We start from the raw sequence: 17,769 nt of genomic DNA, 5'->3' as shown, positions 1-17,769 counted from the left end.
AAGACCTGACAAAGAATGGGAAGGAAAGGTTGTATAGAATGACAAATGAACAATCAATTGTAAAAGTCGATCGGTTAACGAAGCGAATCGGCTCAAAGACACTTGTACAAAATATTAGTTTTGAAGTGAAAAAAGGCGAGGTTGTCGGTTTACTCGGACCAAACGGTGCTGGAAAAACGACTTTAATGAGAATGATGGTTGGTATGATCCGTATGACAGAAGGTGAAGTATGGATTGATGGTCAATCTGTGAAACAGCAATTTGAAAAAACCGCTGCGAAAATTGGGGCGGTAATTGAGACACCCGAATTTTATCCTTTTTTGAGCGGGTATGAAAATTTAACATATTTCGGACGAATGAATGGTAATGTGACCGAAGAACGTATCGATGAAGTAGTGAAATTGTTAGGAATGGGACAAGTAATTAATCGTAAAGTAAAAGCATATTCACTCGGCATGAGACAACGTTTAGGAATCGCTCAGGCGCTTATTCACGATCCGGATGTGTTGGTACTAGATGAACCGACGAATGGATTAGACCCTAGTGGAATACATGAAATGAGAATGTACATAAAAAAAATTGCACACGAACAAGGAAAAGCTGTACTTGTATCGAGTCACTTACTTTCAGAAGTTGAATTAATGTGTGACAGAGTTATCATTATTCAGCACGGGGAATATGTGGCTACGCAAAATATTCAGTATATTCAAAGTGAAGAGATGGAGACGATCCGTATACGTGTAGATGATGCGAATAAAGCAGCGGAAATGTTAGGGCATGATGTTTTATTAAAGGATAATGAATTAATTATTAACGTAAAAGATGAAGAAATCCCAAATGTTATTCGTACATTGCTTGAGAAAAATATTCAAGTGTATCGTGTATATGAAGAAAGAAAAACGTTAGAAGAGCAATTTTTAGAATTAACAGGGGGAAAAGATATTGTTTAATTTAGTATATAACGAACTGTATAAAATATTTAAGCGGAAGCGAACGATTATTCCATTTGCGGTTATTGCAGTATTAATAATCGGATTAGGGTGGGTTACGGTAAAGTATTTTGAACCGGAAACAAAAGGATGGAAAGTAGATTATACAGAACGTACTGTAGAAATTGAGAAAAAGCTTGGCATGAAAAAAGAAGCTATTTTAGCAGAAAAATCAGGGGATGAGCTTGTAAAAGAATACCAGCTTAAGATGAAGCATTTAGATACGGATACAGCACCGGCAAGCAGTTCTCCACTTTCTTTCATGAGAGATACAGGTTTTATCGTATTTCCAATTTTGCTCCCATTTATCCTCGTGTATGCAAGTACAATTTTTGCGAATGAATATAGCTGGGGAACATATAAATTTTTAACAATCCGTCCGGCGAGTCGATTTAAAATTTTAACAGCAAAGTTTTTAGCAATCGTTATATTTGCAGCTTTATTGTTTATATTTAATATGATTTTCTCCGCTTTATGTGGACTTGTTATTTATAAATTCCAACAGCCTGCATGGAGTGAGTTTATTTTCCAAGATGGAAATATAATAAAACAAAATATTTTTGTGGAAGCAAGTAAATATTATGTTTTATCGTGGTTACCAACGGTTGTGTATGCATCGTTTGCATTTATGATTTCTGTGTTAACGAGATCTAGTGGAGGTGCAATTGGTATTTCACTATTCCTTGCTTTATCAGGCAATATTGCGTTATTAGCAGCCACTAGATATAACTGGGCGAAATATTTATTGCCAGCAAACACAGATTTATATAGTATTTCAAAGAATGGAAGTTTTATTGATGGAGTAACATTCCCGTTTGCATCATGTATGTTACTGCTTTATTTGTTCGTATTTTTATGTATTTCATATACTGTGTTTTTAAAACGTGATTTAACTTAATAAGAAAAGCCGTTCAGGGTGCTGAGATGCACTTTGAACGGCTTTTTTTATGAGAATTGTTTAAGTGCTCTTTCGGCTAGTAAAGCAAAGTATTCTGCACTTATAGGCAGTGCCTCTTCATTAATTGTAAAAGCAGGATGATGCCATTCATGTGTACCGCTCGTTCCCATAAAGACGAATGAACCTGGTATTTCCTGTTGGTAAAATGAGAAATCTTCTCCAGCCATTGACGGACTAGGCGAGATGATATTAAGATTCATCTTTGTGGCAACTTGAGTAGATAAGTCTGTAAGAGCTTTATCGTTGTGAACAGCAGGAGGACCTGAATAAAAACGGAATTTCGTTTTTACACCTAATGCATCAGATACACCTTTAATAATACGCTCCATGAGTGCTGGAATCTTTTCACGTGTTTCAGCTTGGAACGTGCGAATCGTTCCTTCTAACGTAGCTTTTTCAGGAATCACGTTCCACGTATTTCCTGCATGAATATTTGTAACACTAACAACCGCATTATGAGATGAACTTATATTTCGGCTTACAATTGTTTGCAGTGCCATCACAATTTGAGAGGATGCGACAATAGGATCTACGCCAGCATCTGGTACAGCCGCGTGTGTACCAACTCCGTGAATTTCAATTTCAAATCGATCAACTCCAGCCATCAGTGGACCATCTTTAATGCCAATTGTACCTACTGGTAAATCAGGTTTATTATGCATGCCGAAAATCGCTTGCACATTACGTAAATGTCCAGCATCAATAACTTTGCAAGCGCCATTACTACTTTCTTCAGCTGGTTGGAATATGAAGCGAACCGTTCCATTTAGGGAAGATTCTCTTTCTTTTAATAAGAAAGCAGTACCTAAAATAGCAGCTGTATGAAAATCGTGTCCACAAGCATGCATTTTCCCTCGTACTTTAGATGCATAGGACAAATGTGTTTCTTCTTGAATAGGAAGGGCATCAATATCAGCACGAACTGCTACAATTGGTCCGTTTTTATTACCAGACACTTCAGCGATAATTCCTGTTTCTAAATTGGAATCAATGATAGTAATATTTTTTTCTTCTAACCAATTTTTTATTGCTTTTGTTGTTTCGAACTCTTCATATGATAGTTCTGGATACTCATGTAAATGTCGACGGATGGAAATAAGTTTTTCTTTTAGTTGATTTGAAATAGATACCATGTAGTATGCCTTCTTTCTTCAGCAAAATAGTTATCATAAGTATACAACAATAAAAGAGAGGATTCTCAAATGAAAATCCTCTCTCGTTTATCCCATAAAAGCCCGATTGGTTCAACTAATTAAAGTTTCACTTTATGCTGCGACTTTTTTATGCGTAGGATGTTTACGATAACGTCCACGCATTGCGTATGCAATTTGCGGGATTGCAATCCCAATTAATATAAGTGATACACCGAACCATTGTGAAGATAGTACAGCCTCTTTTAAAACGAATACGGACATAATTGTTGTAACTGGTAGTTCCGCTGCACCAAGAATAGTCGCTAAGCCAGAACCGATTTTTGGAATCCCGATTGTAAAGGCAATAGATGGAATGACGATACTAAATGTTCCTAATCCTAAACCGTATTTCCAAAGACCTTGAGAAATGGCACCATTAAAAATAAATGTTGGTGGGAATACAATCATGACTAAAGTTAAAGCACCAGTCATTAAGAGAACACCGCGCGGTAATGAAGGTACTTCAACAGCAACTTTTCCGCTCACGAAAATGTATGTTGCGAATGTAACAGCAGATAATAAACCTAAAATGATTCCAGTCGTATCGAAAGCACCTGCTGATTGTTCTAGTAAACCACTTGATAAAAATGTCCCTACAAGTAAGAAAATAACAGAAATAACTTTTTCTCTTGAAGGTAATGTTTTTGTTGCGACTGCTTCAATGATAATTCCGACCCAAACGAATTGGAATAAAAGAATAATTGCAATAGAAGCTGGTACAGTTTTTAATGAGGCATAATAAAAAATTCCGGTAAAACTTGCAGATGTTCCTGCAACGAATAAAAGTAATGCTTGCTTTAAAGGAACGCGATGTCTAGAAAATAGAAGTGTAGTAGCAAGCAAAATAATCCAACCGAACAAATATTGGCTGCCAATTACCTCTCCAAGTGAAAATCCTTCTGCATATGCAAGCTTAACAAAAATAGCTAAAATTCCATAACTACACGCTCCTAATAAAACTAAAAGAGAATAACGAAGCATGAAAAATTCCTCCCATCTATATGAAGTTGTTCCGTATCGAAAATATATAACTAGAGGGAAGTATACAAAATTAGAAATAAAGGGTCAAATGAAAGAAAAGTATGACATTTTATAGAATAATAATAAAAGTATGATATTTATGCATAATCTTGAAATTATTAATAGTAGAAGTATTATAAAATCAACTTTGCATTGTATAGAGACAGCATTTGAAAAAAATATTTTTTAAACAAATATGTAAATAGGCGTACTAGTAGCGTGCTAATTATTTGAGAAACTATGTTACCTTTGTTATGTTAATAACAATTAAAGGAGTTTCATAATGCATTTGAGTTTTTTCTATATAATAGAAGGAAATGAAAACGTTTTATTAGAAACTGTGAGGAAATATGTTTTTTCTTATTGCCACGTTGTAAAAGTGATTTCACGAATTGTTCATAGTATTTTTATGTGTTTTTGTTACAATATTTAGGGAGAGGAGTGGAATGATGCAAGATATTAGTATTTTTTTAGCGTTTGGCGCCGGGTTCTTATCATTTATTTCCCCATGTTGCTTACCGCTTTATCCGGCATTTTTATCGTACATAACAGGTATGTCGGTTTCTGAATTGAAAGAAGAAAATGCAATGCTTCGCAAAAGAAGTATGATACATACAGCGTTTTTCTTACTTGGATTTTCAATTATATTTATTGCAATTGGATTTGGTACAAGTTTTATTGGAGGAATCTTTACTGACTATAAAGATTTAATCAGACAGTTAGGTGGTATCTTTATCATCGTGTTCGGTTTAATTATTGTCGGGGTGTTTAAGCCGAAATTTTTAATGCAAGACCGTAAATTTACATTTAAAAATCGTCCAAGTGGCTATTTTGGATCAGTACTAATTGGATTAGCCTTTGCAGCAGGGTGGACGCCATGTACCGGACCAATTCTAGTGTCCGTAATTGGATTAGCAGCAACAAATCCAGAATCAGCAATGATATACATGATTGCTTACATACTTGGATTTGCTATCCCGTTTTTCGTACTGTCATTTTTTATTACGAAAATGTCTTGGATTAAAAGAAATAGTATGGCCTTCATGAAAGTCGGAGGATACATTATGATTGTTATGGGTGTCTTCCTATACTTTAACTGGATGACGAAAATTATCGTATATTTCTCAAGTTTATTTGGTGGTTTTACCGGTTTTTAGTATTATTCTGCGAAAATGTTGGAAATACTAACGGAAAAGCATATAATGAAAGTATATTTTGCATATAGCCACAAAAAAGGATGAGAAAATATGAACATAGTTGTTTTATCCAGTATCGTTGCTGTTTGTATGGCTGTCGGTGCGATGTTTATTCGTTTAAAAGCAGCTAAGAAACCTGCAACATTGAAAAAAATTATACTTCCACCATTTTTTATGAGTACGGGCGCATTGATGTATGTTTTTCCTGAATTTCGATTAACTCCAGCAGAAATGTTAGAAGCAATTGGTGTCGGTTTGATTTTCTCTATTTTTCTTATTAAAACATCTAAGTTTGAAATTAGAGGACAAGAGATTTATTTGAAGCGTTCAAAAGCCTTTGTTTTTATATTAATTGGATTACTTGTCGTGCGGATTGTATTTAAAACATACTTAAGCCAATCTCTTGATTTAGGACAACTTAGTGGCATGTTCTTCTTACTTGCGTTTGCGATGATTGTGTCATGGAGAATTGCAATGTATCGTTCCTTTACGAAATTACAGAAGGAAATGGAAAAAGAAGATGGTTTTTATAATGAAAAAGATATGAAGCTAACTTAAAAACTGTATATGTACTAAATAAAAAGACAGCGTTAAAGGCGCTGTCTTTTTTATCGAAAATAATATGGAGTTACTTTGCGAGTAAAGATTGATAGTTAGAATAATCAATCTTTTTTTCTTGTAGTTTTTTAATTAAAAATTTATGATCACGCTTTGGTGTGGCAATGATATATCCTTTAATAATTAAGTCTTGTGTAATTCGAGAGGCATTTTCTTGTAATGCAAGTTCCCCGATTTTTCCAGCGATCTTTGATTTTGCAACATCGCGAAATAGTTCTGGAACAGGGCTTACAAGCTCTTCTAACAATTGTTTTTGTTCGTCAGCCCATAAATGTCTCGTTTTATTTATGTAGTGTTCTTCCCAATCCAAAATGGACATGCCGTCTTCTTTTGGTAATCGTTTTAAAAATTTTCTGAACATAAAGTATCCACCGATAGACATAAGCCCTAATAAAATAACCGTCCATAATACAATGAACCAACTGAACCATCCTTCGAGCAAGCATATCCCCCCTTAATGATAGCGGTTTTCTTTTATTCATATTATATACAGTGAGATTCATAGAAAGCAAGAACGCTTGGTCATTTTGACCAAGCGTTATAGTTTAAACGAAGTATAGTTGTTCAACACATAAATTATTATTATCGTCTTCAACATACTCAATAATAAGTGTGCCAACTTTACGATCTTTATCTTCAGTTGTGAAAATAGAGTAAGAAGTAAAACGTGTTTTTGATAGGCCGCTTATATGTGTAGGTAAAGAAATGTAGTCGTTATCGCGGAAGAATTCCATTAGTTCAATATCCTCAAATTCTTTTCGGTCAACTTGTTTGTTTGTATAGCGGCGTTGAAGTTGTTTTAAAGACTCATTCCAAGAAATTGCTTTTGTGTCGTATACCATTGTTCTATCTCCTTACTGTATGTAATCATTAAGAACATACGTTCTAATCTAGTATACTCTTTTTATTCGAAAAGGGAAAGCAAAAAATAATGTAAGCTTGGATTTCCAAGCTTACATTATTGATGCGTCCGTCATAATCTCTATTTTTTATTATAAGTTAGATAGGAATAAGAAACAAGATGATATATATAATGTTGAGAGTTTTAAAAATTCTGTATATTATAGGTGTACTAAAGTGTAAGGGAATGAGAGGTATGGTATACGTAATTTCACTGCAAGGGCCGATGGCTAGCGGAAAAACAACATTGGCTAAAAGGTTAGAGAGATGTGGGCTTTCGGTTATATATGAAAATCCTTATCCAATTGTAGAAAAGCGAAAGCGATTAAATTTGGATATGAATTCAAAAGAAGGGTTTATCATAAATCAAAAAATGTTTATTGAAGCAAAAATTAAGGAGTTTCAAAATGTGAAAGATTCAGTCGTAATTTTTGATCGCGGACCAGAAGATATTGAGTTTTTTTACACTCTTTTATCCAACGATTATAGGGGAAGAGTGGGATATAGAAGCTGAATTGAAAGATGAATTATATGAATTAAGAGAATGCCGTTCGGATGCGATTTTTTACTTAGATGTTACGAAGAAGAATGTATATGATAGAAAAAATAATGATAGAACAAGAAACAGAAGTACGTTTGAGGAGCAATTTAAATTAGTAGAAACTGAAAAAGACTGGTATAAACAATTTCCTGTAACTTATGTGGACACGAATAGATTAACAGTGGACGATTTAGAGGTATATTTTATGGACTGGTTAAAGGAGAGAGAGCTATGAAAAAAATACTTTTACTTGTATACCCAACATTTGCAGAGTTTGAAATAACAGTAGCAACGGCATTGCTGAAGAATAAATTTGAAATCATTACAGCGGGCTTAACAAAAGAATTGATTATAAGTGAAACTGGGTTGCAAGTGCAGCCACATATAGAAGTAAGTAAAGTACGTGTAGATGAGTATGAGGGGATACTTATTCCAGGTGGAGAAGAAGTACAGTTGGAAGATGCAAAATCTCTTTTTTCAATCATTCGTCAATTTCATGAACAAGAAAAATTAGTGGCGGCAATTTGCGCTGGACCGTATGCGCTAGCAAAAGCGGGCTTATTTAAGGGGATTTCTTATACTGCGACTATAGATTATCAAAAGTTCGATTGTTTTCCAATAGAAAATTTCGTGTATAAAGAAGTTGTGCAACACTCAAATATTATTACAGCACAAGGACATGCATTTGTACCATTCGGAATAGCGATTGCCTCTTACTTTGGGATAGCGAACGAACATAATACAAATTTTTATGGCGGTAAGGGTAATGTGATGATGGAGAAACTTTTATCTGAAAATGTATAAAAGCTAGCGAATGCTAGCTTTTTTCTTTTTTACACCGATAAATAACTAAAGTTTTCGGATCGCGCCATATACCGTTATGAAGTGATAATTCATTTTCTACTTCTTCTTTTAGCCATACCTTCATTTCCGCGTGAAGAAGTGTATTATCAGGTATATTTAGCGACGGAAACATGCTAGAAATATAGTTTACTATTGGGGTAGAATGATGAAAAACGAGCGCATTATGAATAACTGTTTCTTCAACCGTTGGAAAAACGGATTGTAATATCTCTTTACCATTTTCTAAACAAAATGGAGTGACTGATGATGTTGTTTTCGGTAAATCAAATGCGTCTAACATGCGGTTACACATTTCAACTATACGAGGTAATGTAACACTAGAATTTGTTGTAGCTAAAAGTGAGCCGCCGGGACGAATTACTTTATGGAATCCTTGAATTGTTTTTTCAACATCTTTCATGTGATATAACATATGTCTTGCGATTATTAGGTCATAATAATTTGTTTTGAAAGGGAGTTTACTAGCATCCCCTCGTTTCCATTCTATTAAGTTATTCGTCTTAGCAGCTTCAGCAAGCATAGCTTCGGATTGATCTAACCCGGTTAATAGGCCTTTATGACCATTTGTTTGTAAAAGGGAAAGGAATTTTCCGCTAGCGCACCCAACCTCTAATATGCTTTCTTCCCCTTGAAGTTGTAAATGTTCAATAACGATTTCATCTAAATTCACTTGTTTTTCTTCGTAATGTTTATGCGTATCGATACGTGTTTGTAAATTGTTACTGACGCTATATTGCCTTTTTACATCATTCATTTTTTCATATTCCACTTTCGTACAAAATTGTTGGATCGCATGTGTTAATACATCCGTTTTCTTTAAACCTTCGTAATGGAGTGCAGCTTCAAACCTTGCAAGTAATTTTTCTTCAATTCGAAAATGAATATCTTTTCGCTTCGTCATTGAAATCTCGCCCCTTTGCATCTGTTAGTGAGACTATAGCATGCTTGGAAAAATTGTGTAAATAATTTGTGTACACAAATGGAGGGGATGAAAAAAATGTTTGAATGTGAGTTTAAACTATTGACGATTTAACCGTTTTCATATATTCTTAAATTAAGTAATATTCAAATAATTCAAAAGAAATGAGAGAGTCACATGCTTCTTCAAGGAACACATCGAATTGGTCGTATGGCCATGCTGTTGGCACTTGCGGATGAAAATGAAAGTCCTGTATTATCCATTCCAAAAGGTTGGAAGTATTGTACGGGGAAAGTGGGTTCGATGAATTCGCAAAAGGTTGTCGCAGCAATGGAAACAGCGGCTAAGAGCAACCAAGTTATTGAAACAGACGTTTACAGAGAAACACATGCACTTTATCATGCAATTATGGAAGCTTTGTACGGAGTGACGAGAGGTCAAATTCAGTTAGCAGACGTTCTTCGTACAGTAGGACTTCGGTTTGCGATTGTGCGCGGTACACCATACGACGGAAAAAAAGAAGGCGAATGGGTTGCTGTTGCGCTTTATGGAACGATTGGTGCACCTGTAAAAGGATCTGAGCATGAGGCGATTGGTTTAGGAATTAATCACATATGATTTGCCCATAGTCTATTAGTTAGAAGGGGGCCTTACTTTTTTAGGACAGAAGTCTGTCTTAAAAAAGATAAGGTCCCCTTTTGCCTTTTTAAGGAGGAAAAATGATGATTACGTTAACAGGACATACATTGACAGTTGAAGAAATGAAGAGGTTATTACTTGAAGGAGAAGGTGTAACAGCTTGTCCAACTAGTATGCAAAAGGTAGCAGAATGCCGCGAAGTAGTTGAGAAAATCGTAGAAGACGGAAAAGTCGTTTACGGTATTACAACTGGATTTGGAAAGTTTAGTGATGTGCTAATTCAAAAAGAAGATGTGAAGGCACTTCAGCATAATTTAATTCAGTCACATGCATGTGGAATAGGCGATCCATTCCCAGAAGAAGTATCACGCGGTATGTTAATTTTACGAGCGAACACGATGCTTAAAGGAGTATCTGGTGTTAGACCGCTCGTTGTAAATATGCTTCTTGAGTTTGTAAACCGTAAGATTCACCCAGTCGTTCCGCAACAAGGTTCACTTGGTGCGAGTGGAGATTTGGCACCTTTATCTCATCTTGCGCTCGTATTATTAGGCGAAGGTGAAGTGTTCTATAAGGGGAAACGGGTTCATGCAATGGTTGCTCTTACAGAAGAAGGTCTTGAGCCGATTGAACTTGAAGCGAAAGAAGGTCTTGCATTAATTAATGGTACGCAGGCGATGACAGCGCAAGGAGTTCTTTCTTATATAGAAGCAGAAGCAACGGCGTATCAAGCTGAATTAATTGCTTCGATGACAATTGAAGGGTTACAAGGCATTATTGATGCATTTGATGAAAATGTTCATAAAGCACGTGGTTATAAAGAGCAAGTGGATGTAGCAAGCAGAATTCGTGACATTCTTCATGATAGTAAGTTAACAACAAAACAAGGAGAACTACGTGTACAGGATGCCTATTCACTTCGCTGTATCCCGCAAGTACACGGTGCTTCTTGGCAAGTTTTAAATTATGTGAAAGAAAAGCTAGAAATTGAAATGAATGCAGCGACAGATAACCCACTTATTTTTGATGGCGGAGAAAAAGTAATTTCAGGTGGTAACTTCCATGGTCAACCAATTGCATTTGCGATGGACTTCTTAAAAGTAGGGATGGCAGAACTTGCAAATATTTCAGAGCGTCGTATTGAGCGTTTAGTAAATCCGCAATTAAATGATTTACCTCCATTTTTAAGTCCAGAACCAGGACTTCAGTCTGGTGCAATGATTATGCAGTATGCAGCAGCGTCACTTGTTTCTGAAAATAAAACGTTAGCACATCCGGCGAGTGTAGATTCAATTCCGTCTTCTGCTAACCAAGAAGATCATGTAAGTATGGGAACAATCGCTTCACGCCATGCTCATCAGATCATTCAAAATGCAAGACGTGTTCTTTCAATTGAGATGATTTGTGCAATGCAAGCAGCAGAATATCGTGGTATTGAAAATATGAGTACAGTGACGAAGAGCTTCTACCATCAAGGTCGTCAGCAAGTGCCATCTATTAAAAATGACCGTATATTCTCAACGGATATTGAAAATATTGCGCATTGGTTAAAAACGAATTATTCAATAAAAGAAAGATTAGATGTAAACGCAGCACTATAAAATGAGAAAAGGGAGAGATTGAAATGGAAAAAGTACAACAAACAATTCGCGCGCCAAGAGGTACAGAGTTACAAACGAAAGGTTGGGTGCAAGAAGCAGCACTTCGAATGTTAATGAACAATTTAGATCCTGAGGTAGCTGAAAAACCAGAAGAATTAGTTGTATATGGTGGAATTGGCCGTGCAGCTCGTAACTGGGAAAGCTACAATGCAATCGTAGATTCATTAAAAACGTTAGAAAGCGATGAAACGTTACTTGTTCAATCAGGAAAACCAGTTGCCATTTTTAAATCACATGAAGACGCGCCGCGTGTTCTGTTAGCGAATTCAAACTTAGTACCAAAATGGGCGAATTGGGATCACTTCCGAGAACTAGAGAAAAAAGGACTTATGATGTACGGACAAATGACAGCTGGTAGCTGGATTTACATTGGAACACAAGGGATTCTACAAGGAACATATGAAACATTTGGTGAAGCAGCTCGTCAACATTTCGATGGTTCATTAAAAGGTACATTAACACTTACTGCTGGCTTAGGTGGTATGGGTGGTGCACAACCTCTTGCTGTAACGATGAATGGCGGTGTTGTCATTGCTATTGATGTAGATAAGCGTAGTATCGATCGTCGTATTGAAAAGAGATATTGTGATAAGTATACAGAATCATTAGAAGAAGCATTGGCTATTGCAAACGAGTATAAAGAGAAGAAAGAGCCTATTTCAATTGGATTATTAGGCAATGCAGCAGAAATTTTACCTGAGTTAGTAAATCGTAATATTATCCCTGACTTAGTTACGGATCAAACATCTGCTCATGACCCATTAAACGGTTATATTCCAGTAGGTTATACGTTAGAAGAGGCAGCGAAACTTCGTGAAGAAGACCCAGAACGTTACGTACAATTATCAAAAGAAAGCATGACAAAACATGTAGAAGCAATGCTTGCAATGCAAGAAAAAGGCGCAATTACATTTGATTATGGAAATAACATTCGTCAAGTTGCTTTCGATGAAGGCTTGAAAAATGCATTCGATTTCCCAGGATTCGTTCCAGCGTTTATTCGTCCATTATTCTGTGAAGGAAAAGGACCGTTCCGCTGGGTAGCACTTTCTGGTGATCCAGAAGATATTTATAAAACAGACGAAGTAATTTTACGCGAATTCGCTGACAATGAGCATTTATGTAACTGGATTCGTATGGCACGTCAACAAGTGGAGTTTCAAGGGCTTCCATCACGTATTTGTTGGTTAGGTTACGGTGAGCGTGCGAAGTTTGGCCGCATCATTAATGAAATGGTGGCAAATGGTGAATTATCAGCACCAATCGTAATCGGTCGTGACCATTTAGATTGCGGATCAGTAGCATCTCCAAACCGTGAAACAGAAGCGATGAAAGACGGTAGTGATGCAGTAGCAGACTGGCCAATTTTAAATGCATTAATTAACAGTGTAAACGGTGCAAGCTGGGTGTCTGTTCACCACGGTGGCGGCGTTGGTATGGGTTATTCACTTCACGCTGGAATGGTTATCGTTGCAGATGGAACAGAAGCAGCAGCAAAACGTATTGAGCGCGTATTAACTTCTGACCCTGGTATGGGTGTTGTTCGTCACGTGGATGCTGGATATGACTTAGCTGTGGAAACTGCGAAAGAAAAAGGCGTTAACATTCCAATGATGAAATAAGGAGGAGAAAACATGCTGGACACTTTACTAATAAATATTGGTCAATTACTAACAATGGATCAAGAAGATGGCTTGTTAAGACGGGAAGCGATGAACACGCTTCCTGTTATCGAAAACGGTGCGGTTGGAATTGAAAACGATGTAATTACTTTCGTTGGAACAGCGGAAGAAGCGAAAGGATTACAAGCGAAAGAAGTTATTGATTGCGGCGGGAAAATGGTTTCTCCTGGTCTTGTTGACCCGCATACTCATCTTGTATTTGGTGGATCTCGTGAAAATGAAATCGCACTAAAATTACAAGGAGTTCCGTACTTAGAAATTTTAGAACAAGGCGGAGGCATTCTTTCGACTGTAAATGCAACGAAACAAGCATCGAAAGAAGAACTTGTTCAAAAAGCGAAATTCCATTTAGACCGTATGTTATCTTTCGGAGTTACAACTGTAGAAGCGAAGAGTGGTTACGGATTAGATGATGAGACGGAATGGAAACAATTAGAGGCAACTGCACAATTACAAAAAGAGCATCCGATCGATTTAGTTTCCACATTTTTAGGTGCTCATGCAGTTCCGAAAGAATATAAAGGTAGATCGAAAGAATTTTTACAATGGATGTTAGACCTACTACCAGAAATGAAAGAGAAGCAATTAGCGGAATTCGTTGATATTTTCTGTGAAACAGGTGTGTTCTCTGTCGAAGAGTCAAAAGAGTTTTTATTAAAAGCGAAAGAGCTTGGCTTTGATGTGAAAATTCATGCAGATGAAATCGACCCTCTTGGTGGTGCGGAAGCAGCGGCAGAAATCGGTGCAGCATCAGCAGACCATTTAGTTGGCGCTTCTGATAAAGGAATTGAAATGCTTGCAAACTCTAATACAGTAGCCACTTTATTACCAGGAACAACTTTCTATTTAAATAAAGAAAGTTTTGCTCGCGGTCGTAAAATGATTGATGAAGGTGTTGCAGTTGCGTTAGCTACAGACTTTAACCCAGGTAGCTGTCCAACTGAAAATATTCAGCTTATTATGAGCATTGCGATGCTAAAACTGAAAATGACACCAGAAGAAGTTTGGAATGCTGTAACGGTTAACTCATCATATGCCATTAACCGTGGTGATGTAGCTGGGAAAATTAGAGTTGGTCGTAAGGCAGATTTAGTTTTATGGGATGCTTACAATTATGCTTACGTACCGTATCATTACGGCGTAAGTCATGTGAATACAGTATGGAAGAATGGTAATATTGCATATACAAGAGGTGAACAATCGTGGAGCACGGCCACTATTTAAAGAAAAATGCAAAGTTTATTGATCGTGAAGTGACAAAATGGAGTGAGATGATTAAAGATTGGGAGGAAGGCGTAGAAATATTCGGTGCTGCTTTAATTGGAGCACCCCTTTCTAAACCATCTATTAGTCATTCAGGAGCAAGTTTTGCTCCAAAAACAATTCGAGCGATGTTAGATGCATACAGCACATATGCAATTACAGAAGAACACGATATGAAAGAAAGTGTCTTATATGATTGCGGCGATATTACGATGCATGTGACGGATATAAAAGAAAGTCATAACCGAATTGCGAAAACAGTTGGTCATGTAACGAAAGTAAATCCGAACATGATACCAATCGTTCTTGGTGGTGACCACTCGATTAGTTTTCCGAGTATAACAGGCTTTGCAAACAGTAAAGGAAAGGTCGGGATTATTCAATTTGATGCTCATCATGATTTACGTAATTTAGATGATGGAGGCCCGTCAAATGGTACACCATTCCGTAGTTTACTAGAAAATGATGTCATTACAGGGAAACAACTTGTTCAAATTGGAATTCGTAATTTTGCTAACGCACGTACGTACCATGAATATGCAATAGAGCATGGCGTAACAGTGTATACAATGAAAGACGTACGAGAGCGAGAAATAAAAGATATTATCACGGAAAGTATTGAAGTGTTAAGAAAACAAGGTGTGACTTCTATTTATATTTCTCTCGATATGGATGTACTAGACCAAGCGTTTGCACCAGGTTGTCCAGCAATTGGGCCAGGTGGAATGGATAGTACGACTTTACTAGATGCGATTGAATTCCTTGGTAAAGAACCGCTCGTTCAAGGGATGGATATAGTAGAGATTGATCCAACTCTTGATTTCAGGGATATGACGAGTAGAGTAGCAGCGCAAGTGATTATGAGTTTTCTTTTAGCGAGGGAAATAGTTAGTAAGCAGGTTAGTATATTGACGGAAAAGTAGATCTTTATCTATGCCTTATCAAAAACACATTACTACTCAAATGTAGTAATGTGTTTTTATGTTAAAAGAGAATGAATGTGGGTGCAACCGTTAATAAAATTGCGGGTTTTTATAGTGTGTTATGTAAATTTAATTTCTTGCTTTTGAAGTATTGACGCGTAAAATAATTTTATGATAAAATAAAAATTTTGCTAAAAAACTAAAAGTGTGTTAAGCTTGAGAAGGTTACCATATATGGAGGTGGATTATTTGTTTCAAATTGGCGATAACATTGTTTATCCAATGCAGGGAGCAGGTATAATTAAAGCCATAGAAGAGAAGGAAGTCTCAGGAGAAAAACAACAGTATTATGTTATAAAAATGTCGGCTAGTAATATGGAACTAATGATTCCAGCAGGGAGAATATTGAATTCGAATATACGACCAGTGACGGATATAACCGCATTAGCACACATAATGGATATTTTTCAACATGGGGAATCAGATAGATTACTTACGTGGAAACAAAGGTATAAATTGAACACTGATAAAATAAAGACGGGTAAAATGCAAGAAGGTGCTGAAGTTGTGCGCGATTTAATGCGTATACAGAAAGAAAAAGCACTTAATGCAAGCGAAAAGAAGATGTTAGATAACGCATATGAATTTTTGATTAGTGAACTGGGATTAATTGAAGGTATCACAGAAAATCAGATAAAAAGCTTTTGTTAAGGTTCATTACAAATAATGTATTATATCCCAAAAAAGATCTTGAATTTTTTGGGAACATAATTATAGAAAATTTATCATTTCAAAGACATTCAACTCTTTCAAACCACTTTTAGAGCATTACCTCTATTGTTATTACTACAATCAAATCCATTTTTATTTTTTAATTTCATTTATGAATGTTCGAAGTTTAATTGAATACTTCGATAAAATAGTTACTTGATTTTTGCAATCCTGATTCACACTGGCACGGACGAGGAGCCGTAAGGATGAAAGAGAGGTAGGGCTTTCATTGTTTTAGGTATATAAGTTATTATTTTTAGAAGAATACTGAACCATATTCACTTCTATTGATAAGGTATTTTTTATATTAAAGAGATAAACGAATTGACAGCCATATATGGTCAACAAAAAAGGTTTCCTTCTAAGGAAACCTTTTTTAATATTATTTATAGTATTTTATTTTTTTGATATTCGAATTTTTTATTGTAAAGTCGTAAAAATTGACGTTACTATCTAAAAGTAAGTATGATGCGATTATAGTAAGATTTTTTAGGGGGAAGAAAAATGACAAGTTCAAGTAATAAAGCAGCGAGTATTTATGAAGGAACAAATGTAAATGCTGGGGGATTTTTTGAAAACGTTGAAGAAACAAAGTTGTTTGATCCAATTCAAATTGGAGCTTGGTCTCTTCGTAATCGTATAGCGATGGCACCGATGACAAGATGCTTTGCAGATAATGAAACTGGAGTAGTTGGTGCGGATGTAGTGGAGTACTACAGAAAACGTGCTGCGGATGGAATTGGACTAATTATTACAGAAGGAATTGTCATTAGTCCGAGAGCAAAAGGAAACCCAGGAGTACCAGGTATTTATACACAAGAACAAATCGATTCTTGGAAACCTGTTACAGAGGCAGTACATAAAGAAGGCGGGACGATTATTGCTCAAATATGGCATGTTGGGCGTATGAGTCATCATGAAATAATTGGTGGTCAAATGCCACAAGCACCGTCGGCTATCGCTGCAGAGGGAAATGTTCCACGCTTTCGTAAACCGTTTGATACGCCAGAAGCAATGACGTTAGAAGAAATACAAGAAGTGATCGGTCAATACGCACAAGCTGCGAAAAATGCGATCGAAGCTGGATTTGATGGAGTAGAAATTCACGGTGCACACGGATATTTAATCGATCAATTTACGTATGAGTTTGCGAATAAGCGAACAGATAAATATGGAGGTAATTTAAAACAAAGGTTAACGTTTATGAAAGAAGTAACGGCGGCTGTAATAGAAGCTGTTGGAGCTAATAAAACACTTCTTCGTTTCTCTGCTTTCAAAGGTGATAATCCTACTTATATGTGGGAAAACCCTGAGTTTGCAATTGAAACGTTCATAAATATGTTTACAGAGGTTGGATTAACGATGATCCATCCTTCAACGATGAATTATACCCAAGAGATTGCTGACGGAAAGAATTTTCATCAACTAGTAAGAAAATATTGGGATGGTACGATTGTTGGGGTTGGTAATTTAAATCCGAAAGAGGCCGAAGAAGCGTTGCAAGAAGGAACGATTGATGTAGCGGCATTCGGAAGACCGTTAATTGCTAATCCAGACTTTGTTCATCGAATTAAACACGCTGAAAGTTTAGTTGAATATGACGCGAAAGAGCATCTTGCTACGTTAGTATGA

Annotated in this window: 18 protein-coding genes and 1 pseudogene; 14 read left to right on the top strand and 5 right to left on the bottom strand. The window is 36.3% G+C overall.

The features are described from left to right. The first annotated feature begins 38 nt into the window (after positions 1-38). Positions 39-950, top strand: coding sequence for an ABC transporter ATP-binding protein (locus tag N2V79_RS17605; protein ID WP_000180627.1), 912 nt, complete (start codon positions 39-41; stop codon positions 948-950). Beyond that, positions 943-1,887: an ABC transporter permease gene (locus tag N2V79_RS17600; protein WP_000482759.1), complete on the top strand. Its 945-nt coding sequence runs from the start codon at positions 943-945 to the stop codon at positions 1,885-1,887. The genes N2V79_RS17605 and N2V79_RS17600 overlap by 8 nt, the downstream gene beginning before the upstream one ends. 47 nt (positions 1,888-1,934) lie before the next feature. Here N2V79_RS17600 and N2V79_RS17595 read toward each other — a convergent pair whose 3' ends face one another. Further along, complete coding sequence (locus N2V79_RS17595; protein ID WP_000253676.1) at positions 1,935-3,080, bottom strand: M20 peptidase aminoacylase family protein; 1,146 nt, start codon at positions 3,078-3,080, stop codon at positions 1,935-1,937. A gap of 132 nt (positions 3,081-3,212) precedes the next feature. Further along, complete coding sequence (locus tag N2V79_RS17590) at positions 3,213-4,121, bottom strand: EamA family transporter (RefSeq protein WP_000947049.1); 909 nt, start codon at positions 4,119-4,121, stop codon at positions 3,213-3,215. A 322-nt stretch (positions 4,122-4,443) separates the two neighbouring features. Here N2V79_RS17590 and N2V79_RS17585 point away from each other — a divergent pair, with 322 nt between their 5' ends. The 3 genes from N2V79_RS17585 (at position 4,444) to N2V79_RS17575 (ending at position 5,914) form a co-directional block, all read left to right on the top strand. Beyond that, positions 4,444-4,593, top strand: coding sequence for a hypothetical protein (locus tag N2V79_RS17585; RefSeq protein WP_002152557.1), 150 nt, complete (start codon positions 4,444-4,446; stop codon positions 4,591-4,593). Between the two features lie 16 nt (positions 4,594-4,609). Further along, positions 4,610-5,317, top strand: coding sequence for a cytochrome c-type biogenesis protein CcdA (gene ccdA, locus N2V79_RS17580; protein WP_001152676.1), 708 nt, complete (start codon positions 4,610-4,612; stop codon positions 5,315-5,317). Between the two features lie 90 nt (positions 5,318-5,407). Continuing rightward, positions 5,408-5,914, top strand: coding sequence for a CcdC family protein (locus N2V79_RS17575; RefSeq protein ID WP_001028640.1), 507 nt, complete (start codon positions 5,408-5,410; stop codon positions 5,912-5,914). A gap of 70 nt (positions 5,915-5,984) precedes the next feature. On the opposite strand, the gene N2V79_RS17570 is transcribed toward N2V79_RS17575, so the two are convergent. Continuing rightward, positions 5,985-6,416 (bottom strand): DUF2621 domain-containing protein, encoded by a 432-nt coding sequence (locus N2V79_RS17570; protein ID WP_000889378.1) that lies wholly within the window; start codon positions 6,414-6,416, stop codon positions 5,985-5,987. 103 nt (positions 6,417-6,519) lie between these two features. After that, positions 6,520-6,816: a hypothetical protein gene (locus tag N2V79_RS17565; RefSeq protein WP_000262400.1), complete on the bottom strand. Its 297-nt coding sequence runs from the start codon at positions 6,814-6,816 to the stop codon at positions 6,520-6,522. 245 nt (positions 6,817-7,061) lie between these two features. Between N2V79_RS17565 and N2V79_RS17560 the strand changes: the two are divergent. Together N2V79_RS17560 and N2V79_RS17555 are read left to right on the top strand one after the other, a co-directional pair. Continuing rightward, a pseudogene (locus N2V79_RS17560) lies at positions 7,062-7,650 on the top strand (AAA family ATPase). Beyond that, positions 7,647-8,219: a DJ-1/PfpI family protein gene (locus N2V79_RS17555; RefSeq protein WP_340720113.1), complete on the top strand. Its 573-nt coding sequence runs from the start codon at positions 7,647-7,649 to the stop codon at positions 8,217-8,219. Before N2V79_RS17560 ends, N2V79_RS17555 begins: the two are co-directional and overlap by 4 nt. Positions 8,220-8,232: 13 nt before the next feature. Here the strand turns inward: N2V79_RS17555 and N2V79_RS17550 are convergent, their stop codons facing one another. Further along, complete coding sequence (locus N2V79_RS17550; RefSeq protein ID WP_000166750.1) at positions 8,233-9,180, bottom strand: class I SAM-dependent methyltransferase; 948 nt, start codon at positions 9,178-9,180, stop codon at positions 8,233-8,235. Between the two features lie 195 nt (positions 9,181-9,375). Between N2V79_RS17550 and hutP the strand changes: the two genes are divergently transcribed. From hutP to N2V79_RS17515, 7 genes are all read left to right on the top strand, one after another. Continuing rightward, complete coding sequence (gene hutP, locus N2V79_RS17545; protein WP_000926516.1) at positions 9,376-9,816, top strand: hut operon transcriptional regulator HutP; 441 nt, start codon at positions 9,376-9,378, stop codon at positions 9,814-9,816. Between the two features lie 104 nt (positions 9,817-9,920). After that, positions 9,921-11,438 (top strand): histidine ammonia-lyase, encoded by a 1,518-nt coding sequence (gene hutH, locus N2V79_RS17540; RefSeq protein WP_069356088.1) that lies wholly within the window; start codon positions 9,921-9,923, stop codon positions 11,436-11,438. A 23-nt stretch (positions 11,439-11,461) separates the two neighbouring features. Continuing rightward, positions 11,462-13,120, top strand: coding sequence for a urocanate hydratase (hutU, locus tag N2V79_RS17535; protein ID WP_000416938.1), 1,659 nt, complete (start codon positions 11,462-11,464; stop codon positions 13,118-13,120). Positions 13,121-13,132: 12 nt separating this feature from the next. Next, positions 13,133-14,404: an imidazolonepropionase gene (gene hutI, locus N2V79_RS17530; RefSeq protein WP_071714694.1), complete on the top strand. Its 1,272-nt coding sequence runs from the start codon at positions 13,133-13,135 to the stop codon at positions 14,402-14,404. Next, positions 14,383-15,366, top strand: coding sequence for a formimidoylglutamase (gene hutG / locus N2V79_RS17525; protein ID WP_340720112.1), 984 nt, complete (start codon positions 14,383-14,385; stop codon positions 15,364-15,366). The genes hutI and hutG overlap by 22 nt, the downstream gene beginning before the upstream one ends. Before the next feature lie 249 nt (positions 15,367-15,615). Beyond that, positions 15,616-16,077, top strand: coding sequence for a CarD family transcriptional regulator (locus N2V79_RS17520; protein ID WP_014482101.1), 462 nt, complete (start codon positions 15,616-15,618; stop codon positions 16,075-16,077). A 564-nt stretch (positions 16,078-16,641) separates the two neighbouring features. Next, the gene (locus N2V79_RS17515) at positions 16,642-17,769 is read left to right on the top strand and encodes an alkene reductase (RefSeq protein ID WP_000204578.1); all 1,128 of its coding nucleotides are present in this window, start codon (positions 16,642-16,644) and stop codon (positions 17,767-17,769) included.

The organism is Bacillus sp. CH_70, assembly GCF_038007045.1.
GTDB lineage: Bacteria > Bacillota > Bacilli > Bacillales > Bacillaceae_G > Bacillus_A > Bacillus_A cereus.
The sequence above is the reverse complement of the archived record's forward strand: the minus strand, read 5'-3'. Positions and strand labels throughout refer to the sequence as shown.